This window comes from Lewinella sp. JB7 (genome assembly GCF_024297185.1).
GTDB lineage: Bacteria > Bacteroidota > Bacteroidia > Chitinophagales > Saprospiraceae > Neolewinella.
Genome location: NZ_JANCTD010000001.1, coordinates 569,396 through 594,406, shown reverse-complemented (window position 1 = coordinate 594,406; position 25,011 = coordinate 569,396). Strand labels below are relative to the sequence as shown.

The window sequence follows — 25,011 nt, the reverse complement described above, 5'->3', positions numbered from 1 at the left end:
AGTCCGGGAGACTTATCCTATAGTGGGGTCATGCCTAATAATAAATCGTATAGCGTCCTATATTCTCCTGGTGTTGGAACGGTCGTAACAGATCCAGATCGAGCGAGTCCTGCGACTGGTAGCCGATACCAACCGATTGTTCCGCGGCCCAACGGAGGCGCAGTTGCCTGCGGGTATTCGGCTCGGATACGTCATGGTAGTAATTTCTCCAGTTCCTGTTATCTTGCCGGGTGGTATCGCGGCCGATTTTTTCAGCGTACAATAGAGTGGCGGGCTTCCTCAGATCGAAGGTTACGCTTGGTAATCGGCGGTGCAATAGATACACCGGTCGATCGCTGATTCCGCCGGACCTGAGGAACTCCGTAACGGGGGAAGTGCTGTTGACCAATAATTCGTTTTGACTTAAGAATTCAGCGGAAATCGGTAGCAGTAACAGGTTGAACAGCAGCGCCGGCAGCAGTATGCGATAACCCGCAGGCATTCCTACGTCTCCACCCGACGACCACAGCGCCGATCCCGCAAGTACTGCTCCTGCGATCGCGCCCCACAAAAGGTGCAGCGGTCCTACCGGTCCCGTGGCGATGACAAGTGTGGCCATAAGCAGCACCCCGAAGAGGATCGACAGTCCCAATCCGAGTCGACGGTCCACCCGCTCGGACAGGCCCTCTAGTACCGGCACCGAAAGAAGTGCCAGTCCCGAATATATCGGGAGCACGTAAAGAATCAATTTCGACTGAGCAAAAGAATAAAACAGCAAAGGGCCCACTATCCATACAAACAGAAAAACATGCCACCTCTTCCACGGTAATTTTCTTATTCGTACCAGCAGTAGCCAGAACCAAGGCAGTGCCGTTGCCGATACCGTGAGCAGATAAAAACCCCACGGTTGCGCGCGTTGCCACTGATCGCTGGCGTAGCGGTTGATGGTCTGCTCCACCAGGAAATAATACAGAAAGGCCGGATCTTCCAGGGTCAACTTGACGTACCAGCTCAGACCGACAACGGCAAAGATCAGGATGCCCGGCACGTGACGCCCGATCAACTTAAGCCAGCTTTTGGGTCGAAAGAGTAAGTAATAGGTTGGGAGAAGGACTGCCGGCAGGATCACGACACCGGCCCCCTTCGTGAGGCAGGCCAGACTCCAGGCCAGGTAGGCGGTAAGCGTCCACCAGAGTGACTTGTCGCGCCGTTCACCGCGCAACCAGCACCAGACGCCGAGCAGGAGGAAGGTCACCAGGTAGAGGTCAGTCGTAAGGGTGCGCGAAGCGATCAACAGGATTGGGAACGACAGGTAGACCAGTGCAGCCAGCCGCGCCTGTCGTGGGCGGGCATAGATCAGTCGGCCGATACCGTACACGAGCGCGATCTGTAGGAGTAAGGCTATTTGTAGAAAGAAGCGCGCGGCGAAAGGAGAAGGTCCGAATAGCCAGTAAGCCCCGGCGGTGATGGCGTAGGTAAGGGGTGGTTTATGGTAGTGCCGCAACCCCATGAAACTGGGGTGGATCAGATCACCGGTTCGGTACATCTCCCAGCTCATTTCGGCGTAGCGCGCTTCGCTCGTTTCCAGCACCCCCCAGGAGCCAAGTCGGTAGAAGAGCAGCAGAGTAAATAGAATAACGACCGCAAAGAAAAAACGGCGTTCGGTAATGGCGGACAAGCGGTATGATTAAGCGATTCGCGCCAAATCTCCCGAATGATCTTAGAGACTTTTAGGATGTTGCTTTTTCCGGGTACCTTGTAACGGCTGAGGGAATGTTACCTGCGCCGGCAGCCCCGGTAGCCATCCATAGAATCCAAAAACACTACAGTATTGGTGCTGACATTTGCGCCAAATTCAGAGCATGCGTAATTTCCTCTTGTCTCTTTTACTAGCACTCGTCGGTCATATGAGCGGTCAGGTGACTATCGCCGGTCTGGTGATCGATGGCGGGAACCAACGCCCGGTTGCCTACGCTACGGTGAGTTTGGTGGCCCCCGACAGCAGCCTGCTCGGCGGCGTACTGACCGACGACGGAGGCCGGTTCGTTCTGAACACCGACCGACGCGGCACGCTAACCGTAATGGTTTCCTACCTCGGCTACCGGCCGGTAAATAAAAACCTTTATATAGGGGAAAATAACAACGTGTACGACAGCGGAAAGCTCTCGCTCGTACCCGACGCGCAGACTCTGGAAGCAGTCACCGTAACCGGCGAGCGTGCTACACTTAGTAGCGCCCTGGATAAGAAAACCTTCGACCTCGGCGAGCGGCAGGCCCAGGCCGGCGGCTCGGTACTCGACGCCATGAAGGCCCTGCCCGGCGTTACGCTAACCCAGGATGGTAACGTGCAACTTCGTGGCAGTGACCGGGTGGCCGTGCTGGTCGACGGCAAGCAATCCGCCATGACCGGCTACGGCAACCAGCGCGGACTCGGCAGCATTCCGGCGGCCAATATCGAGCGCATCGAAATCATCAACAACCCCTCGGCGAAGTACGACGCGGCGGGCATGGCCGGCATCATCAATATCATTTACAAGGAAGAAAAGTCAACGGGTTTCAACGGAGAAGTGGGCCTCAGCTACGCCCTGGGGGAACTCACCACCCGCCGCGACGACCTGCCTACCGAGCTGGGCCGCTACCGGCTCAACTCCCACCTGCAGCCAAACGCGGCCCTCAACTACCGCAGCGGCAAGCTCCGATCGTGGGTGCAGGGTTCGGTACTGGCCCAGCAGAAACTGCCTAACAATGAGTTCACTACCAGAATTTACGACGACGGACGGCGCACCATCAGCCAGGTGCCGGAGAACCGGAAGCAGATCCACTACGTCACCCGCGGCGGGCTGGACTACCTCTTTGACGAGCAAAATACACTGAGCATCTCCGGCATTTATGACTACGAGCACCACATCGATACAGCCCAAATCCCCTTCATCAATCTGAACACCGGCGAGCGCTACCGTTACTGGAACTGGAAGGAGGATGAGTCGACCAGCCTCGTCAACGGCCGGGTAGACTTCCAGCACGACTTCGACCAGCCGGGGCACCGGTTGACGCTGGCGACGCAGTTTACGCGCGGTAAGGAAGACGAGCAGTACTTTCTCAACGACAGCACCCGCTTCCGGCAGGCCCAGGATACCAGCCACCTGATTGCCATCGAGAATGTATCGGCCTTCAACGTCGACTACGTGCGCCCACTGGCCGCGGGGCGGATCGAGGCAGGTGGGCAATTACGCTTTCGGAGGTTACCCGTCAGCTACGAGATCGGGCAGGGCGAACGCAGCATCATCTACCCCGGACTGGGTGACGCCTCCCGCTGGACGGAAGACCTCTACGCCGGCTACCTGAACTATGTCTACGAGAGCGCCCACTTCGAGGCCGAGGCCGGGCTGCGGGCCGAGCAGACGGCGGTGACCTACGCGTTGAGCCCCGAAAACGTGTACTACGAAGAAGACGATGCCTACGACTACTTCCGGGTCTACCCTAACGTGCGGCTGACCTACAAGCTGGATGAAACCAACAAGCTCTCGCTGTTCTTCAACCGACGCGTCGACCGGCCCGGGGAGCAGGAGCTGCGCGCCTTCGCCAAATACGACGACCCCGAGCTCCTGAAGGTCGGCAACCCGTACCTGCGGCCGCAGTTTTCGCAGACCGTAGAACTGGCCTACCGCCGCCTCTGGGACGACGGCTCGATGTACGCCGCGGTCTACACCCGCCGCAGCGACGATGCCTTTCAGCGCATCTTCAGCATCGATACCAGCAACCCCGATTACGACATCATCAATCGAATCTACCAGAATACCGGGCGGGCCACCAACCGGGGAGTCGAGCTACTGTACAGCCAGGAGGTGAAGCAGTGGTGGAAGTATAGCCTGGGAGCTAACTTCTACCGCATCGGCATTCAGGAGTACACCGGCACCCTACTCTTTCCCACCGTACGTCCATTCACTCTCGCGGCGAGTAACGATAACAGCTGGGACGTGAAGTTCAACAACCAGTTCACCTTTACGAAGGGCTGGAAGGGGCAACTGACGGCTATTTACCTGGCGGCCCGTAACATCCCCCAGGGGCGGGAGCTGGCGCGGTCGTCGGTGGACTTCGCGGTCAGCCGGACGGTATTCTCGGGTAAAGGGGAATACGTACTCGCGGCCACCGACATCTTCAACGGGTTCGGTCTGCGGCAGGAGATCGATGGGGAGGGCTTTACGGCCGAGTACCGCAACTACTACGAGAGTCAGGTGGTGCGGCTGGGATTTACCTACAAGTGGTAGGCGTAGCTCCAAATTGTCTCCAATAACTACTGCTCTCTTTGCGGCAGCTTGCACCTGCGTCCCCGCCCTTTCTACCTACACTCGTCACCATGTATCTCCCCACTTACTGGATTGGAATAGTGGCGACCCTTGTAGCAATATACACGGGAAGGGTGAGTGCACAAGCCACCCTACAGGACTACCTCGACAAGGCCCGGCTTAACAGTCCCCAACTGACCGACTACCGCAATCAGCAGCGCATCGCGGAACTCGAGATCGACCGCATCAGGCTCGACTACGCGAAACCCAAGGTCTCCCTGACCGGCGACGTGCTCTTCGCGCCCTACCTGTTTAATAATCGTAGGGTTTTGTCGGTTGCGGACGCCCCCGCCGCCTCGGCCATCGGCTATGATGCGGGGGTCACGAATGGTGGTCTCTACGCAGCTTTGATTGGGGCTGACTACCGACTGTTTACCAACCGGATAAGCGCCCCGGAGATCGCCCAGCAGGCACTAGCAACGACAGTAGCGAGTAATCAACTCCGCCTCACCGGGCTCGACTTGGAGCGGCAGGTCACCGCCGACTATCTAAACGCCGTGCTGCTGCAGGAGCAGGCTCGCTACCTGCGGGAGCTGCTTGGCCGGCTCACCGAGCAGCGGGAGCTCGTAAGGAAACTGGCCGACCGCGGCGTGATGCGCGTAACGGATTTAGAACTGCTCAATCTGGAAGTCGGCAGGCAGCGCTACCTCATCGCCGACCTGGAGCTCCAGTACCGCCAGGCCCTACAGACGCTGAACGCTGCCGTAGGCATCAGTGATACCGGTACGGTCACCCTCTTGGTACCACAGTTGGATACGGTACTGATCCCGACCACCTCCGCCTTTACCGAAGCATACCGACTGGACAGCCTGCGGGCCACCAACGACCAGGCGCTGTTCGAAACCCGCTACCTGCCGCAGGTGTCGGCCTTCGCGAATGCGGGGCTCAACGCCGTTACCCTCAACAACATCCAGCGAAAAGTCGGGGTAAGTGCCGGGGTACATCTGTCGTGGCTGCTGCTCGACGGGGGACAACGAAACATCAATAGCCAGGAGAACGAGATCCGCCGACAGTCTGCCGCCCGGTACGCGGCATACACGCGGCAGCAGCTTGCTAATTACCGCAGGAATGGCGTCGCCATCCTGGCCCGGTTCGCGGATAATCTGGCCCTGGTCGACCGGCAGCTCAGCGATTACGAGCGTGTGTTGGTGACCTACCGCAGGGAATTTGCCATGGGCCAACTGGGGGTGATCGAGTATCTCAACGTCATCCGCACCTACGCCGACCTACAGCAGCAGCGCAACCAGCTAACCGTGCAGCGGCTGCAAACGGTCAATGAGCTCAACTACTGGAACCACTAAACGCCCGTCATGACCAACCGACTGATCATAGGTATGCTGCTCGTAGGCTACTTGATCATGGGCTGCAAAAAAGACGCTGCCCTTCCACCGGTAGCGCCGCCCGCCGCCCGCATCGCTACCCAGGTTGTCGTCGGCACTCCGGTGCGTACTACTCTGCGTGATTCTTTTCTAATGAATGCCGTCACGGTATTCACCAACCGCGAGAGCATCCGTGCTACGGTAACGGGCTACGTGGATAAGACCCGGGTGGGCGTGGGCACCTCCGTGGGGGCAGGACAGGAAGTATTCGTACTGCAGACCCGCGAGGCGGCCGTGCTCGGAGAGGAAATTCTGAGCGACTCTTCCATCAACATCACGGGAATGGTGCCGGTGGTGAGCCGCAATACCGGTATCGTCACCCAACTGTTCTACCTGGACGGCGACTTCGTAGTGGAAGGCGATATCCTGGCCGAGCTCACCCGCCCGAGTGCGCTGGCCATAAAACTGTACGTTCCCTTCGAGCGCGGCGACCTGGTGCGAACGGGCAAGCGGGTGCAAATTCGCCTACCGGATGGTCGGTTACTGGCGGGTACGGTCGGCCAGCTGCTGCCCTCGGAAGACATTGGTTCCCAAACCACGCCCTACCTGGTTGCCCTTAACACCGCCACCTACCTGCCGGAGAACCTCAACCTGATGGTTTTCGTACCCGGCCGCGTGAGTCGCGATGCCCTGACCGTACCGGCCTCGGCCATCCAGACCAATGAGGTGCAAACTAGTTTCTGGGTCATGCAACTTGTTAACGACTCACTGGCGGTACGCCACGACGTGCATCCGGGTATGCGCGGCGATTCCCTGGTGGAACTGAGGGGAAGCTCCCTCAACGTAGGGGACCGCATCGTACTCCAGGGGGCGTACGGCCTGGAGGATTCCTCCCTCGTCAGCGTAGTATCCAAGCTCTAGCCCATGATCGACTACGTCAAGTACCGTATCCCCATCACCGCCCTGCTCGCCATCGTCCTGCTGGCCGGCGTGTACAGCTACGGGAAGATGAAGTCGGACCTGTTTCCCGACGTCACCTTCCCCAAGGTCAAGATCATTGCCGAAAACGGACAGCAGCCGGTCGATAAGATGATGCTCACCGTTACCCGCCCCCTGGAGGAAGCCGTAAAGCGGGCCCCGGGGATACGGAACGTGCGTAGTACCACCAGCCGCGGCAGTGCGGAAATCTCGGCCTTTTTCGACTGGACCACGGACATCGATCTGGGGCTGCAGCGGGTGGAGAGCCTCATCAACCAGATCACGCTTGACCTGCCCCCGGGCGTACGGCTGACCATCGAAAAGATGAACCCGTCGATCCTACCCATCGCGGGCTATTCGCTGGAGGGAAATCTGAGCCAGATCGAGCTCAAGGACATTGCGCTGTACACCGTAAAGCCCTTCCTGTCGCAGGTGCCGGGGGTATCGGAAGTGTCCGTTTCGGGGGGTAAGACAAAGGAGTACCACCTCATCCTGCGCCCCCAGCGGATGAGCGCGCTCGGCATCACGCCGCAGGTCGTGGACAGCGTGCTTACCCAGGCCAACTTTGTCAGCTCCAACGGCTATCTGCAGGATTACGACCGGCTCTACCTGACCCTCACCGATGCGGTGATCAACGACCTGTACGACCTCCAGCGGACGGTGATCTTCGCCTCCGCCATGCGTACGGTACGGGTGGAGGATATCGCCGACGTAGTGATTACTTCCCAGAAGGAGTACGTAAAGATCAAAGCCAACGGGCAGGATGTGCCCCTGGTGGCCGTTACTAAGCAGGTCACGGCCAACCTCATCCAGGTGGCCGATTCCCTGGAAACGAAGGTGGCGGCACTCAACGCCCTGCTTCCCCGCGGGGTAGTGCTACGGCCTTACTACCAGCAGGCCGATTTCGTGCGGGATTCGGTGCGGGGCATTGAGGACGTACTCTGGATCGGGCTGGGGCTGGCCATTCTCGTAGCGATCGTTTTCTTACGGTCTCTCCGGAGTAGTCTCGTACTGCTGATAACTATTCCCCTAAGCCTGAGCCTGACCGTCGCGGCCCTGTACTTACTGGGTTACGACTTCAACATCATGACGCTGGGGGCCATCGCGGCGGCCATCGGGTTGGTCATCGACGATGCCATCATTATCGTGGAGCAGCTGCACCGGTCTCACGAGGAAGAACCGGACAAACCCGCCTCCGAACTCGTGAGTAAAACCATCGACTACCTGTTCCCGGCCATGGTCGGCTCGTCGCTGAGTACGATCGTGATCTTCATTCCCTTCGTACTGATGACGGGTATCGCGGGAGCCTACTTTCGCATCCTGACCGAGACGATGATCATTACCCTGGTCTGCTCCTTCGTCATTACCTGGGTCGGTCTGCCGGTTGTCTACCTTCTGCTGAATGCCCGGCGAAGGGGCAAAGCGGAGGAAGAAATCAAGACCGTTGGGGAGAAGCACTGGGTTAAAACGGTGATCCGCTACCCCTTCTTCAGTATCCTCGCGGTGGTCTTGTTGGGCGTAGTGATCTACCTAGTCGCCCCGCGTCTGCCCTCGGGATTTCTGCCGGAGCTGGATGAAGGCTCCATCGTACTGGATTACAACTCTCCGCCCGGCACTTCCCTGGAGGCGACCGACCTCATGCTACGGCAGGTGGATCGAATACTGGACAGTATTCCAACCGTCGTTTCTTACTCGCGGCGCACGGGTACCCAAATGGGCTTTTTTATTACCGAGCCGAACCGGGGGGATTACCTGATCCAGCTATCCAAAAGCCGCAAATTATCCACTGATGCGGTAAGCAGCCAGATTCGGCAACGGGTAGAGGCAATTCTGCCCGCACTGACCGTGGACTTCGGGCAGGTCATCACCGATATGCTAGGCGACCTGATGACCAGCGTACAGCCCATCGAGATCAAGGTGTTCGGTAGCGAGCAACGGGTACTGGACGAGCTGTCGCGCCGGGTAGCTGCGGTAGTCGAGGGAGTGCGCGGCACGGCCGACGTGTTCGACGGCATCCTGATCGCCGGACCATCGGTGACCATCGACCCCGACATTGCTCTGCTGGAAGGATACGGACTTTCCGCGGCCGACTTTCAGTTCCAACTACAGACCCAGCTGGAGGGGACGCTGGAGGGCGGTATCCCGGAACTGAACCAGGTCACGCCCATTCGCATGATCTACCCCAACAGCAGCCGCACCACGGTCAGTGATCTACGCGGGGCAACCATCTTTACGCCACGGGGGCGGCTACTTCCGCTAGAGCGCTTCGGATCGGTAACCGTAGAGGCCGGCACGGCGGAAATTAACCGCGAAAACCTGAAGAGCATGGGTGTGGTATCGGCACGCCTCAGTGGGCGCGACCTGGGCAGCACCCTTGCGGACATCCGGGCGGGGGTGGCGCGCGACATTTCACTACCTCCCGGTTATACCATCGAGTACAACGGGGAGTACGCCCAGCAGAAGCAAGCCTTCAGTGAATTGCTGCAAATCCTGGTGCTGGCTAGTTTGTTGGTCTTTACCGTGATCCTGTTCCTGTTCAAACGCTTCGGCGTGGCCCTGCTCATCGTTCTTCTGGCCGTACTGGGAGCTGCGGGGAGTCTGGCCGCCCTCTACTTCACCGGCACCTCTCTGAATGTGGGGAGCTACGTCGGTATTATCATGGTGATCGGTATCATCGGGGAGAACTCCATTTTCACCTACTTCCAGTATGCCGAAAATCGCCTGACGGAGGGTCGCGACGAGGCCATCGTCTACGCCATCTCCACCCGTATGCGGCCCAAGCTGATGACGGCGATCGGCGCCATCATGGCGCTGCTACCGCTGGCCCTGGCGCTGGGCACCGGTGCGCAGATGCACCAGCCGCTGGCCATCGCGGTGATTGGTGGATTGGGGGTGGCGCTGCCGCTACTGCTGATCGTACTTCCGTCACTGCTAAAATTGATCGAGAAAGAATAGAAAACGGCCCTGATACCCGTCTCTCCAGCCTTTCTACAAAGAGTGGCCGGAGTTTTGGGATATGCAACACGAAGATTGGAAATACGAGCGGTCCTGCTTTCTCACCCCCGAACAGTGGCAGCAGCTAGACGAGGAGGTGAGCACCATCGAGCGGAGTTACAATCATCCTTCCCGCTGGGGTCGGTGCCGCAACTTGTTGTTGTACCTCTACCACCGAATCAGTTGGTTATTTATGATCCTGCTAACGCTGGGTGGTGCTCGCACGTATGCCCAGTCCGGTATAGTCACCGAAGATCAGGTTTGGGCACCGGTCAGGGAAGAAGGCGGAATCACCGTGTTCCGCCGCTCCCGACCCGACCGGTCCACGGACGAAGTGCGGCTACTTGCCACTTTCCCCGTATCGCGTGATCGAGTCATGGCCTTGCTGGGCCAGGTGAGCCGCTACGTAGAGTGGGTCTATAAATGCGATGAGGCTACCCTGGTGAAGCGGCTCAGCGAAGACGAGATGGTGTACTACACCTCCATTGACCTGCCCTGGCCGGTAGTGGACCGGGACATCGTGATCCATTCAACAAGCTGGATCGACCCGGGTACGGGGGACATACTTTCCGAGTCCGCAGCGACAAACGGGAATTATCCTAAAGTAGCCGATCACGTACGGATGGTGGATTTTCACTCCTACTGGCGAATCTCAACTTCGGGGCCGGATGAGACCACCATCGACTATCGGGTGAGTTCCGATATCGGGGGCAGTATTCCCTCCTGGTTGATTAACCTGGGTATTACCACCGGCCCCTTACACTCGATGCAACAACTGGAAGCTCTGCTTACCGAGGGCTCCTAATTTCCTCCAATAAGCCACCGGACCTTTAGGGCGTTGATCCAGCCGATAGCCCCCCCTTGCATGACGCGACTCTACACTTTATTTCATCCTGAAGAACGCGTCGATGCCTACCCGTAATCAAAACCTCTCCCCCATTCTCCGGCCGATCGCCGACCGGGGTGTCGCGGCATTACCCCCGGCGGCCTGGAACAAGCTGGCTCGGGAAGTAGAGCTTATCGAGCAGCGGTTTACCCACCCGACCTTGCCGCGAAAAGCCTGGACATCAGTGGTAGCCAGAATAGATCGACTCATTCGCTTCGGAAGTTACGGAGTTGCCGGAAGGATCACGTCACAGCCGGCACAATAGCAAGTCATGCCCTACCGACCGACTAAAATCACTAAGCGTGCCGGCCGCTACGTGGCTCGCCTGCTCATCACCGAGCTACCCGCCGACCGGCTCTACCATAATCTGCACCATACCATCGACGTCGTGCAGGGGGTAATTTTGATCGGCCGGGCAGAAGCGATATCCGGTGAGGAAGCCGAAGTCCTCATGCTGGCCGCCTGGTTTCATGACCTCGGTCACATACGCACCTACGCCGGTCACGAAGCCGTTAGCGCTCAGTTGGCACGTGATTTTCTGCGCAGCGAACATTACCCTGAGGACAAAACCACTATTGTCACCAGTTGCATCCTCGCAACCCATGTGCCCCAAAGACCGCGGGGTAAGCTACAGGAGATCCTCTGCGATGCCGAGCTGATCCATTTGTCTCACGCCACTTATCCCCAATCCCGCGACCTGCTGCGCGAGGAGTGGAAGCGATCCCTGGGCAGAGTGTATTCCGATGACGAATGGAATGCGGAAAACGAAAATTTCCTGCGTGACCATCGCTACTTCACTCCCTACGGGAAGACCGCGCTACAGCAGCGCAAGGAGAAATACTGCTTTTAGAAACAAACGTAAATTTTGATGCTCAGTACCCTATTGACGCGAGTCTCCACCTATGTACACCGTGACGACCGGCTTGCGCTGCATACCGTGTTGGCGCTGCTTGCCGGTTATCTCCTACTTACGTTGCTTGTCTATCTTTTGCCCACCTCGCTAATGGACGTAGAGTTTTCCGAAGAAGTACAGGAGCACCAATCGCCCGTTCTCGACGCACTCATGAAAGGCATCAGCTGGTTCGGCAGCAACGTAGGGGCCATCATCAGTATCGCGGTAGCCACGCTGGGGTTCTGGCTGACGCGCCGCCGCCGCGAGGCCCTATTTATGCTGGCGACCGTGGGAAGTCTGCCGGTCATTGCCGCAGCGAAATTGATTATGAACCGCCAGCGCCCCTCGGCGGACCTGGTGCGGGTAGTGTACGAGGCACAATTCCAGAGCTTTCCCAGTGGACACGTTACTTTTTATACCGTCTTCTTCGGCTTTTTAGCCTACCTGATGTACCGGATGCGGAGCTGGCCTACCCCGGTGCGTATCGGGATCGGCGCATTCAGCTTACTACTGGTGTTTACCGTCCCCTTTTCCCGGGTATACCTCGGTGTCCACTGGGGTACGGACGTACTGGCCGGGTTTTTCCTTGGCCTCAGCCTACTTATCGGTTTACTGGTCTGGTACAACAAATCTGGCAAACGCAATGATATTCCCATCTGACGCGCAAGGGCGGGCTGTCTCCAGTATGTCTACAAGTTGCCCCCCGACTTTTACCCCACAGCCCGGATATACAAGCAGTACGTGCGGGCACTCCCCTACCCCGTCGGGGATATTTAACAATCATTAAATACCGAATACTATGCATAAGCTACTGATTTTGAGCCTTTCGCTCTTTGCCTTCCTCGCGTGTACTCCCCGGCAAGCAGTTGCCCAGGACAGCGTACCGGCCGCAGTAGAGCAACGCTTTGCCAGCCTTCACCCCACGGCAAAAAAAGTCGCGTGGGAAACGGAAGCTAACGGCTACGAAGCCGAGTACAAACTGAACGGAAAGGAATACAGCGATACCTATTCCACGAGTGGAGAGTTGCTGGAAACGGAGCAGGAAATTAAGAAAAGCCAGCTACCGGCCACCGTCCTCGCAACGCTTAAGCGAGACTTTGCCGGCTACGAGATCGAAGAGGCAGCCCGCATCACTTATTCCGATGGCCGTACCGTGTATGAAACGGAGCTCGAGGGAGAGGACGAAATGGCCTTCGATGCGCTGTTCCTGGAGGATGGCACTTTTGTAGAGCGCGTCGCTCTAGATGAAAAAGACGAGGATTGATCTAGTGAGGGATTATTTCCGGGCCGGCTTCCATACGGAGGCCGGCCTTTTCATTTATGAAAGCATGTACGACTGGGGGCGGGGACGCGGGTGCAAGGTTTTGAGTGAGCCTAACGGCGCAGCGCCGTAAAGCAAGGCACTATTACTGATTACCAATACCGTCGGGCTTTTCGCCCGTTCCGATCAGCAGGTGGCAATGATCGCGACCGACTGAGAATGGTGGATGTGTCCTGATCATAGCAATTCACTGCATTTACATTGCACCCGCGTCCCCGCCCGCATATACCTCAGAAGCGGTAAGACAGATAGAAGCCGGTTCCCGTAGGCGATAGTACCATGTTGTTTCGCCCGATTGGAATGCGGTGGAGTATCGGCACCGTGTATCCGATGACCGCCCCCAGTACGTAGCCCGCAATCACGTCGCTGGGGTAGTGCTGTCCGGCCCGAATACGGAAGTAACCGGTCAGTGCCGGAAGACTGGCCGACAGCGTCCAGATGTAGGGCTTGAGCTTACTGTCGGGGTAATAATCAGCGAACACCCGACCGAAGAAAAAGGCGGTGGCGGCCGACCCGCTGGTGTGCCCGGAAAGGAAGGCCTCCCGATCATAGCTTCGCACTACCGTGGTCGGGGCCAGGGACGGATCGTGGAGGTAAGGGCGGGGGCGGCGGACGGTATATTTGACGATGTTGGTCAGGCCCCGGCGTAGGGCTACGGTCTGTCCGTATAGCAGTGCCAGTTTAATGATGTCCCGACGGGGGCCCTTGCCCAACAAGAGCGCGAGGGGAAGGTAGGTCGACGCGTCGCGCGTACGGTTGCTGGCCTTACGGGCACTTTCCGAATTGTAATCCACCGCGAACTGGTCGAAGGGGGGAATACGACCGAGTCTTAACTCCGACAGCAATACTTCCGGAACGCGATTGCGTAACTCATTGGCAAATAATACCGAGCCGGCGGCCATACCACTCACCGTGAGGTTGGTTTCCCAAGATAGGCGGTAGGGTACCCGCAGGCTATCCTGAGCCAGCAGGGAGTGGCCCGATAGAAAGAGCAGTAAGATTACGAGGGTCGTAAGGTACGGCCACCGTGAACCGGTAGGCATGCGATTAAAACTAATCAAACCGGTAGCTTAGGTAGATACCCGCTCCGGCGGGGGCCAGGGTGAGCTTATTGTGTGCAGCTGGTTTGCGGTGCAGGGCTGGTACGGCGTACCCGATCACCGCGCCCAGGGCATAGCCGGCAATGACGTCGCTGGGGTAATGCTGCCCGGCCTGAATCCGCAGGTAACCGGTCATGGCCGGCAGACCAGCTCCGAGTACCCAGGCATAGGGTTTGAGTTTGCTGTCGGGATAATAGTCAGCAAAGGCACGGGCGAAAAAGAAACCACCAGCCGCCGCGGTGCTGGTATGGCCGGACAGAAAGGAAGCCCGATCGTTACTCCTTATTATCGTTGCGGGATCCAGGTTCTTATCAAAGACATAGGGCCTGGGCCTCTTGGCGCTTGATTTGACAATGCTGGTCAGTCCCATGTTTAGGGCCATGGTTTCGGCAAATAAAATAGATAATTTACCGGCGTCATTACGACTTCTACGTCCGGCCATCAGCAGCAACGGTAGGGCGGCCGAGGCGTATAGCGCATCATCACTCGCCACGCGCGCACTTTCGGAACTGTTGCGCGTCGCCGCTAAATCGAAGCCCGGAATGCTACCCAACCTGAGGTCGGCCAGCACGATGTCCGGAGTACGGCTACGCAGAACTTCCCCCAAAGCCACGCTGCCCACCGCGCCCCCTCCGTAGAGTAGGTCACGCTTGAGCGACAGGTAGTAGGGGCCGCGCTGCTGGGCGGACGCGATACTCGCGATGCACAGGAAAACGAGCAGCGGAAATAGACGGGCGCGACCCGGAGTGGATACGAACATTTAAGCGGGGGGAGATTTGTGTGGAACACAAAGTTGCCGCCCGATACTGGAGAAATATTGGAGGTCAGAATTGCAGGCTGACGCGGTGCGATTTTTCGAGTTGCTCGTACCGAATCCGGTAGCCGTACCTGGCGCAGATTTCCTTTACCAGGGCTAGGCCTAGCCCCAGTGAATCTCCCAATGTACTATCCTTCCGAAAGCGATCGAACACCTTATGATCAGCTAGTTGGTTGGTGGGCCCCGTATTCTCGATTATTAACTGTTTCCCGCCTAACGTAATTAAGACCATGCCGCCTACTTGGTTGTGACGAATGGCATTACTCAGCAGATTATTCAGTAGTACGTCCGCCAGGGCGGGGGGTAGGAAAATGGTGAGGGGTGCGAGATCGGTGGTTACCGTGATGCCTTTATCCGCTATCGTGGAAGTGAGTTGTTCTAGCTTTTCCCGCAGGAGATTGCTTACCTCGACGTGAGTCGCATCGGGAAACTGGTCATGCTCGATTTTGGTCAGTAATAGCAACGTTCGGTTGAGCTTTCCGAGGCGCGATACAGCTTCGCTAATACGCTGCAGATTGCGGTAATCCTGCTCCGGCCGATCGGGTGTCCGCAGAAGGATATCGAGATGATTACGAATGATGGCCAGCGGTGTCTGTATCTCATGGCTGGCGTTCTCGGTAAAGCGGCGCAGGCTATCGTATTCCCGTTGCATTTGATCGGTCATCCGCTCAAGCTCCTGATTAAGGTCGGCAAACTCGTCCGTTTCGGAGGGCGGGAACGCGGGTGCGGTGGACTGGCGGGCGGAAAACGCCTTGATCTCGGCTACCGTACCGTAGAAAGGTTTCCACAGCCGAATGGATAGGTAACGATTTAGCAAATTAATGGCCAGGAGGAACAGGAGTAAGCCACCAATGACGACGACCAGGACGGTGCGAATGATGTCCTCATTCTCCACCGTACTCAGGCTGATGGATATCCGGTAGGGTATGTCGTCGATCAGGGCATCGTAGGTGTACTTCCGGTAGGGTTCGAACTCCAACTCTGCTTCTTCAATGTCGTAGATTTCAATTAGGGTATCCCGGAATGTCTGCCGGTTAGTGAGTACGGAGATGGGTTGCAGTTCGACGATCTCGTCCATGATCTCCATCCGGGAACTGAGTGGACGAGCCGACAGTTCGCGGGCCAGCGGTTGGCGTGTATTTACCAGTAATTCATCGATGGTGTGGTTAAGGCTGTAGCGCAGGGCGTAGAACAGTGCCAGGGCGATCACCGCGAAAATCAATAGCGAGAAGAACAGGTAGTAGCGGCTGCTTCGTTGGAGTAATTTCATGCTAAGCTATTGCGACCATTTGTAGCCGACGCCGTATACGCTATGAATGTAGTCGGACGCCCCGGCATCCACTAATTTCTTGCGCAGGTTCTTTACGTGGCTATAGATAAAGTCGATGCGGTCGAGCAGGTCGGCGTTGTCACCACTGAGGTGTTCGGCGACGCTCTCTTTAGTGATCACACGATTGGGATTGGCTAAAAAGTAAAGCAGCAGATTATACTCCGAACGGGTAAGGCGCACGAGGCTGCCGGCGACCGTCACGCTTTGCTCCACCGGGTTTACGAGTATTTTTCCAAACTCAATGATGCGCTGCCCATCGAAGGACTTACGCCGCTGTAGTGCCCGAATTCGGGCGTTGAGTTCGGCGAGGTGGAAGGGTTTTGGCAGGTAGTCATCTGCTCCCAAGTCAAGACCGTTAATGCGGTCATTAATGCTGTCTTTAGCTGAAATGATGATGATACCCGCTCTGTGGTGCTCTCTTTTGAGACTGGCAACGAGGTCGAGGCCACTCCCGTCCGGAAGACCGATATCGATCAGAACGCAATCATATTCATAAACTCCTGATTTACCGTAGGCTCCCGCCAGTGTTCGTACCGTTTCGACCAAATACCCATCGGCACTCAAGTAGCTGGATATGGAACTGGCGAGATCGGGCTCGTCTTCGATGAGGAGGATTTTCATGGTGGTGCCTTGGCCTAGTGGTAGATGGCAAAGGTGAAAACTAATTCTGGAGGTAATCTGGATATGGTCTTCGCAAAGGGGGGAATACGGTTGACTCAACCTCAGTCCCCTATCCCCCACGATCACTTTTACACTTCTACACAGAGTGCAATCTATGATGCGGCAGGTTTTGCCGCCGAAAACACCTACGGTTCCGAGTCTTGGCAGAGAAGCGATATTCGTAGGTCCTGTCAGTTACCTGTGGTAACCTAAAGGAAGTATTTCGTCAGTTCAGCGGTTGCTTCATGGTACTCGTACTCCAATTGCAGAAAGTGCAAGCAAGCATTTTGGTACAGGCTCGTTTCCAGAAAGTATTCCATAGTAGTGATCTCTCCGAGGCGGAGGGCCTTGTCGAGCAGCCTGCCGTTGTCCACCAACTGGATGGCCCGGCGGTACTCGTCCAGCGACTGACCGAGCAGGGCGCGGCGGTCATACAACTCCCATAATTCATAGTAGCGGGCGTTAGCATAGCGGGCGAGCTCCAAATCCGCGAGCAGAACCTGCGCCTGCCGCGTTTCCGTGCGGTACTTCTGTTCCCAGAGCGGGAGGGTGACCCCGGCGTGGAGCCCATTGAACCGCTGGCCGAGGATGCCCTGGTAGCGGTACCCCACCTCAAAGCTGGGCAGGCGGTAGAGCCGCGCGACCTCCAGTTGCTTTTCCGCAATCAGCCGTTGCTGTTCGTAGGTTTTTCGCTCGGGATCCGCGGCCTCAAACACCCGTTCGATCGCCTCGCGCGGCGCCTGGACCTCCCAGAACTGTCGCTCGGTAGCCAGACGGGGGTTGTTGGATTCTACGGATTGCAGTACCGTTTGAAGGGAGGATTGGGCGGTGGCCGGCAGCGCCAGGCACACCAGCCACCCCGTTAGGATAATCAGTTTATTCATTAGTTGGTGTCATTGATTGGGCCAGGGGCAGGCCGCCCTGCGGGATGATGGCCCGGTAGGTCGGCGTGAAGAATGCGTTGAGCAGCAATACCCGTAGATAAATCTGCCACTCCGCGGTGACTAAGGGCAAACACGCCACGATGCCCGTGCGGGTAAGGTGGGTCAGGTAGAGAATGCGCTTACACGGTACGCGGTTAGCCAGTACCCCGGTGAAGGAGGTAAAGATGATGCAGGCCAGCACCCGCAGGGTCAGGGCCATGGCCAGAGTGACCGGCGAGCGGTCCGGATCGGTCGCGTAGGCCGGTAGGGCCAGACCTACCCAGGTGAACGCGTCCCCGAGCAGGCTCACGGTCTGTGTCGCGTAGAGCCGGGCGAACGTCCGGTTATGGAGGGCCTGAAAGGGCTCCAGGAGCGTGCTGATCCGGAGCTTCATCGGACGGTTTTCTTACCGGCGTTAATGAGGTAGTAGACGACCGGTACGACCAGGATATTCAGCAGGGTGGAGGTGAGCAGCCCGCCCAGGATCACCTTTGCCATGGGACTTTGGATCTCATTCCCCGGCAGGTCACCCGCAATGGCCAGGGGAATCAGCGTCAGTCCGGCGGTCAGGGCCGTCATCAGAATGGGCGACAGGCGGTCCACCGAGCCCTCCAGGACCGTCTCGTAGAGGGGTCTGCCTTTCTTCCGCAGGGCGAGGTAGTGAGAAACGAGCAGGATGCCGTTGCGGGTGGCAATGCCAAAGAGGGTGTTGAAGCCGATGACCGCCGGGATGCTGAGGATCCCCGAGGTGACCCAAATACTGAAGCCCGCCCGATCAGCGCCAGGGAGAGGTTGAGCAGGATGATCGAAGCTTCCCATTGGTAAGCCTACCACCGGTTAACTTCGCTCACTACATCAGTACGGTACGACTTCTTACGTGGGAATTAGCAAAGGTAGGGATGCTCCGCGCCGACCTTGAAAACGAGAGATAATAAACAACACAGTTGGGAGTCAAGCAGCGCGATTGGTCCCCTTAATTTGGCTAAGCAAAACCCCCTACGGACAGGCCACCAAAATTGTGTAATTTTCCACGCCCCCGCCACCGAATACACTTCCAGGCGTAGGTAACTTACCTCCCTTCCACATCGCACCAAACGTTTAGCCTGATGAGACACCTCGTATTCTGCTGCCTCCTGCTTTTTGCCGCCACGGCCTGCAATACCCCAAAATCCACGACCGCCGCCGCTACTGAAGATGATGGATGGATTCCGCTCTTCGACGGCACGTCCCTGACCGGGTGGAAAGCCAGCGAAAACCCCGCCACCTTTCGGGTAGACGACGGCAGAATCGTCACCGACGGACCCCGCGCCCACCTATTCTACGTAGGGCCGGTCATGGACCACGACTTCAAGAACTTCGAATTCAAAGCCCAGGTCATGACGACCCCCGGCAGCAACTCGGGCATCTTTATCCACACCGCCTACCAGGAAGAAGGCTGGCCCAACAAAGGGTACGAGGTGCAAGTCAACAACTCGCAGTCGGACTGGCGGCGCACGGGCAGCGTCTACGCCTACGACGACGTGCGGGAAGTGCACATGAAGGATAACGAATGGTACACCCAGCACATCATCGTACGGGGCAAGAAGGTCACGGTAAAACTGAACGATAAGACCGTCGTGGAGTACACCGAACCCGCCAATCCGGAACGGTCGACCGACGCCCGGGATAAAGTCCTCTCCAGCGGCACCTTCGCCCTGCAGGGACACGATCCGGACAGCAAGGTCTACTACAAGGACATCATGGTCAAGCCACTGCCGGAGTAGGTTCCCGGGCGTCCCCGGCTGATGGGGCTATCGGGCGGGAGATACCGGACACCGATCAGAGCCTGCGGGTACTCACTGGACTAGAGCGCGCGGAATCCCCGGTACGAAGTACACGATCTCGCCGGTAACAGATTTTACTCCCCCACTGCCGATCGCTGATCTGCCGTTCGCGGAGCAGATAATACAGCCCTGCGGCATACGCGTTTTCGCTAAATTCTTCTTGCGGGGACGCAGGAGCGGACCGGTCAGGCCCCGACTACCCGATCCCCCACCGTTTGCCTTCGCCGCCCCCCTGTACCCTTCCAACGGTCGCAGCCAAGTGAAAAGCAACGGGAAGTGGCGGCGGGAAACTACCCGGCCTGCGGGCGCACGCGCTTCACGCCGAGCCAAAAGAATGCGGCAAGAACTCCAAGAACGAGCAGGAGGGGGGCCAGCGGCGATACCGAAGCTTCGGTGGGCGCGACCTTACTAAGTCGGTAGCCGTCGAAGGCCAGGGCCGCCGTGTGGTCGTTGTCGGCCGTAAGCTCGAATTGTTGCTTCCCGCTACCCTGCTTCAGAATTACCAGGGCGCTCTTGTTGCGGTGAATGTCCGCAAAGGCCGTATTCACGACGCGCACTTCCCGCGCATCATCCGGCAGATCGGTTACCGTGAAGACGACGCCCGTTTCGTGGCCCAGTTCTACGCGGCCCTCCGCCAGGACCGCGGGCTCGTTACCGTTGAAGGTGACCGAGATCGTATTTCTGAGGTGTTGTAGCACCAGCTCGCGGAACTCCCCGGGGGTGGCGAAGGCATGCTCCCCGAAGTGCTCCCGGACTTCATACTCGAAAGCGGTCAGGGAAGTATTGACGTACAGTTGCCAGCTACCGGCCTCCCTTTCCACGAGCATGGTCGTGGAAATTTCCGACTGGTGTGCGGAGAGGCTTCCGGTCAGCAGGAGGGCCAGCAGAAAAATGAATGGTTTCATGGTTTCGAAGTTTGGGTTTACCGGGCGTAGGCTCCGGCCAGGCAATTGATGAAGTTATTGGTCCCGGCACCATCGACGTGGTAGTGGTAGCCCCGGGTATCGTCGTAGTGACCGCGGCAGGCGTCCAGATCGGTGGGTTCGGCACCGCTGTCGTCCAGGCGGGCGTAGAGACCGTGGCCGTCCAGGGCGTATCCGATCATGGGGGCGTGGCCGTCGGTTTGCGGGATCTCCGTCGTCTGGCCGGTGGCGGCGTGGTAGTGGTAGCCCGCGTTGAGGTTGATGTGGCCACCGGCGTCGTCGAAGGGAGCCAGCGTGTAGGCGCTCAGAATAGCGTCGGTGGGAGCCGGTGCGTCAAAGCGAATGCCGTTGAAGGCGAGTCCGCGAACGGATAGACCGCCGCCGCCGGGTCCACCGCCACCGCCGAAGGAAGTGGTCGTGGACAACCGGACCGGAGTGACCGGGATGAGGTAGGTCTGCGTCAGCTCGGTAATGTAGGAGGGCAGGCACTCCACACAGAAATTCCGGTATTCCTCGCCGACGTTGGGGTTGGCGGCATTGGCGCAGTCATTCTCGGTCTCGGTGACGTAGATGTCGCCGTTATCATCGTACATACGCCAGGTATCGTCGTCGTAGAAATCGGCCAGGTTTTCGATGAAGGCGCCGTCTACGTCATAGACCTCGCCGTCCTCGAGCCAGATGCCGCCGGCTTCGGCGCCGTCGGAGATGTGGTCGGGGCACCAGGGGCCCATCTGGTGATCCGAGGGGTCGGAGGCCGCGACGATCTGGTAGCAGTCCGCGGAGCTGCCGTCGGATAGCGTACACGGCACGATGGTCACGGATTCGGCGAGGCTGGCGTCCAGGAAATTGGTCGGATCGACGTCGACAACGACCGTGTCGCCGTCGATGGGCAGCGCGGTGTCTTCGTCTTCGGCACAGGCGCCGAGGGTAGCGAGTAGCAGTACCGCACCGAGGGTGGTGAATAGAGGATGGTGTAGGGGCATTATGGGAATGGGGTGAAGGATTTTACCGCTTAGACCCCGGTGCCCGCTCTATCCTTCGCGGATGCTCGGTTTTTTTTGCAATACACGGCTCCCGCGTCCGCGCCCTTCGTATCCCACGAAAAAAGGGGCCACGTCGTACGGACGTGGCCCCTTGGGATCCCCGGGGGGAAGGTGACGAAGCAATTACAACTTCATGAACGGTTTAGTGATCTGGCGGTCGCCCTCGATCACCCGCAGACGGTAGACACCGGCCGGAAGCCCGGCGGCCTGCAGCGAGTGCTGCATCTCGTCGCTCTGCTTGTCGATATTCAGGGTACGAATGGTACGTCCCGTAGCGTCGGTTAGCAGTACGTCGACGGTACCCCGGAAGTCACTCTGTAGAAGGACGTTGAGGCGATCGGCGACGGGGTTGGGATACAGGCTCAGTTCGGGAGCGACCGTCACGGTCGATTCCTTGGCGAAGGTGGGGGCGGCCTGGAGGTTGATCGCAGCCGGTCCACAGTTGCTGGCAGCAAGACCTACGCCGCTCGGGACCGTGGCCGTGGTCGTCAGCAGTACCTTGTCGAGTAGCGTACCCGGCTCGCGGTTAGCGACCGTGACCGTATGGTTGCCCGCGGTGAGCGGGAAGCTGCGGTCGACTCCGTCGTCGTTTGCCTTACGCCATTCCAGGCCATTCGTTAGGAGCGAGGCACCGCCGATCGTCTTCCACATCTTCATCCAGGGTCCCTGGTCGACGCGAACCCACAGGGAGTTGCGACTTTCGTCGGGTGCACTCAGACGTAAGTAGAGGTGGTAGGTACCGGCCTGCGTCAGGGATACGTCGAAGCGTACTTCCTGGGCGGGTTCGTTCACGGGCGGGGCGGCGGTACGGCGGTCTCCGGTAAAGTTCACGTGGGCGCCGTTGGAGGCGGCGGTGTTCGTGACGACGGACCAGCCACTGCCTACGGTCGCGCACTCGGCTTCCATCCAGAAGTCGGTAACGTCGGGCGTGTCACATGCGTCACCGATACCGTCTCCGTCGCTGTCGTTCAGGTTGTCGGTATTGATGGACGGGCAATTGTCGAGCTGGTTCGTTACGTAGCCGAAGGGTTGGGTACAGGCGTCCTCGAAGTCGTTGGGATCGCCGTAGCCGTCGCCGTCAAAGTCGGCGTAGAACCGGAAGAGGTTCTGGTCGGGGTTCGGTACGTTCGGACAGTTGTCCACGCTATCGGCAATTCCGTCTCCGTCGCTGTCCGGCGGTGCGGTATCACAGTTCGTGGCCTGCTCCCCTACGCCGGTGGGCAGGAGGCCGGTCAGGTTCAGGTGCAGCTTATCGAGGCGCGTGCCGACTTCCCGGTAGGCGAAGTCGATGGTATTGGTCCCCGCGGACAGGGCCAGCATTCCGCCGGGGTACTGGTTCCACTGGAAGCCCGCGCCCAGGGTCATGCCCGACCACCAGCGGTACCAGGATCCGCCGTTGACCCGTACCCAGTACGAATCGTTGTTGACCGTCGGCGCGTCGATGCGGGCGAAGAGGTGGTAGCTGCCGGCCTTGGCTCCCGCTACGGTGAAGCGTACGCGGTTAGCGGGCACGTCGGCCGGGGGGGCCGCCTTGCTTTCGCCGCTGGTGAGTACGACGTACTCCCCGTTGGCGGCGGCGGTGCTCGTAACGGTAGACCAGGTACTACCCACGGCGGCGCACTCCGCCTCCAGCCAGAAGCTGGTCTTGTCGGCAACCGGTGGCGCGGTGGCGTTGATGGTCACTACGTCCGTAGCCTGGGCGCCCTGGTTGTCGGTCACCGTCAGCGTAACGGCATAGGTGCCGGTGGCGAAGGTGGCCGTCGGACTATCACCGTTGGCGGTGCCGCCGGGCCAGGCCCAGGCGTAGGTGTCGATTGTGCCGTCGGGGTCAAAGGATCCGGTGCTGCTGAACTGAACGTTGAGCGGCGAAGTACCCGAGGTCGGCGTAGCGCCGGCCCGAGCAACGGGCGGTTGGTTGACCGGTGGAGTGTCACAGTTCGTGGACTGTCCCCCTACGCCGGAGGGCAGGAGGCCGGTCAGGTTCAGGTGCAGCTTATCGAGGCGCGTGCCGACTTCCCGGTAGGCGAAGTCGATGGTGTTGGTTCCCGCGGACAGGGCCGGCATTCCGCCGGGGTACTGGTTCCACTGGAAGCCCGCGCCCAGGGTCATGCCCGACCACCAGCGGTACCAGGTTCCGCCGTTGACCCGTACCCAGTACGAATCGTTGTTGGCCGTCGGCGCGTCGATGCGGGCGAAGAGGTGGTAGCTGCCGGCCTTGGCTCCCGCCACGGTGAAGCGTACGCGGTTAGCAGGGACGTCGGCCGGGGGGGCCGCCTTGCTTTCGCCGCTGGTGAGTACGACGTACTCCCCGTTGGCGGCGGCGGTGCTCGTAACGGTAGACCAGGTAGTGCCCACGGCGGCGCACTCCGCCTCCAGCCAGAAGCTGGTCTTGTCGGCAACCGGTGGCGCGGTGGCGTTGATGGTCACTACGTCCGTAGCCTGGGCGCCCTGGTTGTCGGTAACCGTCAGCGTAACGGCGTAGGTGCCGGTGGCGAAGGTAGCCGTCGGACTATCACCGCTGGCGGAACCCCCGGGCCAGGTCCAGGAGTAGGTGTCGATCGTGCCATCGGGGTCAAAGGATCCGGTGCTGCTGAACTGAACGTTGAGCGGCGAAGTACCCGAGGTCGGCGTAGCGCCGGCCTGAGCAACGGGCGGTTGGTTGACCGGTGGGGTTGCACAATTGGTAGCCGGACTGCCCGTACCCGTTGGTAGGGTACCCGCTTTCGCGAGGTAGAGCTTATCGAGCAGCGTACCGCCTTCGCGGTAAGCAAAGTCGATGGTATTGACACCGGACACGAGGGTCGGATTGCCACCGGGATAGGCGTTCCAGGCAAATCCGGTACCGGTGGTGCGGGTCATGCCGCTGAACCATTTGTACCAATTGCCGCCGTTTACCCGTACCCAGTAGGAATCGTTGTTGCCCGAGGGTGCACCGATGCGGGCAAACAGGTTATACGATCCGGCCTCCGCGTTAGTGACCGTAAACCGTATCCGGTTAGCGGGCAGATCTGCCGGAGGGGTATTTACGGCATCTCCTCCTCCGGGAAAGACCACGTAGCTGCCGTTGGAGGCACCTGCATAGTCGATGCTCGACCAGCCAGCGCCTACGGTCGCGCACTCCGCTTCGAGCCAGAAGGCCGTGGCGGTACTGCCGCAGTTCAGCCCTTCGTCGGCCTGACCATCACAGTTGTTGTCAATTCCGTCGCAGAGTTCGGGAGCACCGGGATAGACGGTAGGATCTGCGTCGTTACAGTCACCGGCTTGGTCTACGTAGCCGGCCGGAGCCGTACAGGCCGTGATCGTGGCAGCCGCATCGCCGTAGGTATCGCCGTCGGTATCGGCATAGAACGTAGTGGCCTGGCCGATATTCGCATCGGTATCGTCACAGTCCAGGGCGTTGAGGACGTAGCCCGTAGGCAGGAAGCAGTCCTGGGTCGTGTTATTCGGGTCTCCGAGTCCGTCGCCGTCGGTGTCGGCGTAGAAGGTACTGTTGACGTCGCCATCGTCCACTCTGCCGTTACAGTCGTTGTCAATTCCGTCGCAGAGTTCCGGGGCACCGGGATAGACGGTAGGATCTGCGTCGTTACAGTCACCGGCTTGGTCTACGTAGCCGGCCGGAGCCGTACAGGCCGTGATCGTGGCAGCCGCATCGCCGTAGGTATCGCCATCGGTATCGG

The 25,011-nt window shown here is 58.9% G+C and carries 19 protein-coding genes and 1 pseudogene; 9 read left to right on the top strand and 11 right to left on the bottom strand.

Annotation, left to right across the window (positions count from 1 at the left end; translation table 11 throughout):
* Positions 1–34 precede the first annotated feature (34 nt).
* Entirely contained in the window at positions 35–1,657 is a 1,623-nt protein-coding gene (locus NMA52_RS02185) for a glycosyltransferase family 39 protein (RefSeq protein WP_254825994.1), read from the bottom strand.
* A 184-nt stretch (positions 1,658–1,841) separates the two neighbouring features.
* On the opposite strand from NMA52_RS02185, the gene NMA52_RS02180 reads away from it, so the two are divergent.
* The 8 genes from NMA52_RS02180 (at position 1,842) to NMA52_RS02145 (ending at position 12,658) form a co-directional block, all read left to right on the top strand.
* Positions 1,842–4,247: an outer membrane beta-barrel family protein gene (locus tag NMA52_RS02180; protein ID WP_254825993.1), complete on the top strand. Its 2,406-nt coding sequence runs from the start codon at positions 1,842–1,844 to the stop codon at positions 4,245–4,247.
* A gap of 152 nt (positions 4,248–4,399) precedes the next feature.
* Entirely contained in the window at positions 4,400–5,626 is a 1,227-nt protein-coding gene (locus NMA52_RS02175; RefSeq protein WP_254825992.1) for a TolC family protein, read from the top strand.
* Between the two features lie 9 nt (positions 5,627–5,635).
* A complete protein-coding gene (locus tag NMA52_RS02170) occupies positions 5,636–6,565 on the top strand; it encodes an efflux RND transporter periplasmic adaptor subunit (protein ID WP_254825991.1) in 930 nt (309 codons plus the stop codon).
* A 3-nt stretch (positions 6,566–6,568) separates the two neighbouring features.
* Complete coding sequence (locus NMA52_RS02165; protein ID WP_254825990.1) at positions 6,569–9,577, top strand: efflux RND transporter permease subunit; 3,009 nt, start codon at positions 6,569–6,571, stop codon at positions 9,575–9,577.
* Positions 9,578–9,638: 61 nt separating this feature from the next.
* Positions 9,639–10,421 carry an START domain-containing protein gene (locus NMA52_RS02160; protein WP_254825989.1) on the top strand — a complete coding sequence of 261 codons (783 nt, stop codon included), beginning with the start codon at positions 9,639–9,641 and terminating at the stop codon, positions 10,419–10,421.
* A 352-nt stretch (positions 10,422–10,773) separates the two neighbouring features.
* Positions 10,774–11,352 carry an HD domain-containing protein gene (locus NMA52_RS02155; RefSeq protein ID WP_254825988.1) on the top strand — a complete coding sequence of 193 codons (579 nt, stop codon included), beginning with the start codon at positions 10,774–10,776 and terminating at the stop codon, positions 11,350–11,352.
* A 138-nt stretch (positions 11,353–11,490) separates the two neighbouring features.
* On the top strand, positions 11,491–12,054 hold the full coding sequence (locus NMA52_RS02150; RefSeq protein ID WP_254825987.1) for a phosphatase PAP2 family protein: 564 nt from the start codon (positions 11,491–11,493) through the stop codon (positions 12,052–12,054).
* Positions 12,055–12,193: 139 nt separating this feature from the next.
* Entirely contained in the window at positions 12,194–12,658 is a 465-nt protein-coding gene (locus tag NMA52_RS02145) for a PepSY-like domain-containing protein (RefSeq protein WP_254825986.1), read from the top strand.
* Positions 12,659–12,945: 287 nt separating this feature from the next.
* Here NMA52_RS02145 and NMA52_RS02140 read toward each other — a convergent pair whose 3' ends face one another.
* The 7 genes and pseudogenes from NMA52_RS02140 to NMA52_RS02110 form a co-directional block, all read right to left on the bottom strand.
* Positions 12,946–13,758, bottom strand: a complete 813-nt coding sequence (locus tag NMA52_RS02140) for a phosphatase PAP2 family protein (protein ID WP_254825985.1) — start codon at positions 13,756–13,758, stop codon at positions 12,946–12,948.
* A gap of 10 nt (positions 13,759–13,768) precedes the next feature.
* Positions 13,769–14,575: a phosphatase PAP2 family protein gene (locus NMA52_RS02135; RefSeq protein WP_254825984.1), complete on the bottom strand. Its 807-nt coding sequence runs from the start codon at positions 14,573–14,575 to the stop codon at positions 13,769–13,771.
* A 64-nt stretch (positions 14,576–14,639) separates the two neighbouring features.
* Positions 14,640–15,902, bottom strand: a complete 1,263-nt coding sequence (locus NMA52_RS02130) for a HAMP domain-containing sensor histidine kinase (protein ID WP_254825983.1) — start codon at positions 15,900–15,902, stop codon at positions 14,640–14,642.
* Between the two features lie 6 nt (positions 15,903–15,908).
* Positions 15,909–16,583 (bottom strand): response regulator transcription factor, encoded by a 675-nt coding sequence (locus NMA52_RS02125; RefSeq protein ID WP_254825982.1) that lies wholly within the window; start codon positions 16,581–16,583, stop codon positions 15,909–15,911.
* A 248-nt stretch (positions 16,584–16,831) separates the two neighbouring features.
* Positions 16,832–17,506, bottom strand: a complete 675-nt coding sequence (locus NMA52_RS02120; RefSeq protein ID WP_254825981.1) for a TolC family protein — start codon at positions 17,504–17,506, stop codon at positions 16,832–16,834.
* Positions 17,499–17,939 carry a hypothetical protein gene (locus NMA52_RS02115; protein WP_254825980.1) on the bottom strand — a complete coding sequence of 147 codons (441 nt, stop codon included), beginning with the start codon at positions 17,937–17,939 and terminating at the stop codon, positions 17,499–17,501. The genes NMA52_RS02120 and NMA52_RS02115 overlap by 8 nt, the downstream gene beginning before the upstream one ends.
* Positions 17,936–18,360, bottom strand: a pseudogene (locus NMA52_RS02110) (efflux RND transporter permease subunit); the annotation flags it as partial. The pseudogene NMA52_RS02110 and the gene NMA52_RS02115, both read right to left, overlap by 4 nt.
* A gap of 291 nt (positions 18,361–18,651) precedes the next feature.
* Between NMA52_RS02110 and NMA52_RS02105 the strand changes: the two are divergent.
* Positions 18,652–19,308 (top strand): DUF1080 domain-containing protein, encoded by a 657-nt coding sequence (locus NMA52_RS02105; protein WP_254825978.1) that lies wholly within the window; start codon positions 18,652–18,654, stop codon positions 19,306–19,308.
* Between the two features lie 350 nt (positions 19,309–19,658).
* Here the strand turns inward: NMA52_RS02105 and NMA52_RS02100 are convergent, their stop codons facing one another.
* From NMA52_RS02100 to NMA52_RS02090, 3 genes are all read right to left on the bottom strand, one after another.
* On the bottom strand, positions 19,659–20,273 hold the full coding sequence (locus NMA52_RS02100) for a hypothetical protein (RefSeq protein ID WP_254825977.1): 615 nt from the start codon (positions 20,271–20,273) through the stop codon (positions 19,659–19,661).
* Positions 20,274–20,290: 17 nt separating this feature from the next.
* Entirely contained in the window at positions 20,291–21,274 is a 984-nt protein-coding gene (locus tag NMA52_RS02095) for a YHYH protein (protein WP_254825976.1), read from the bottom strand.
* Between the two features lie 183 nt (positions 21,275–21,457).
* Positions 21,458–25,011 (bottom strand): MopE-related protein (locus NMA52_RS02090; protein ID WP_254825975.1); only part of this gene is annotated, 3,554 nt, incomplete at its 5' end.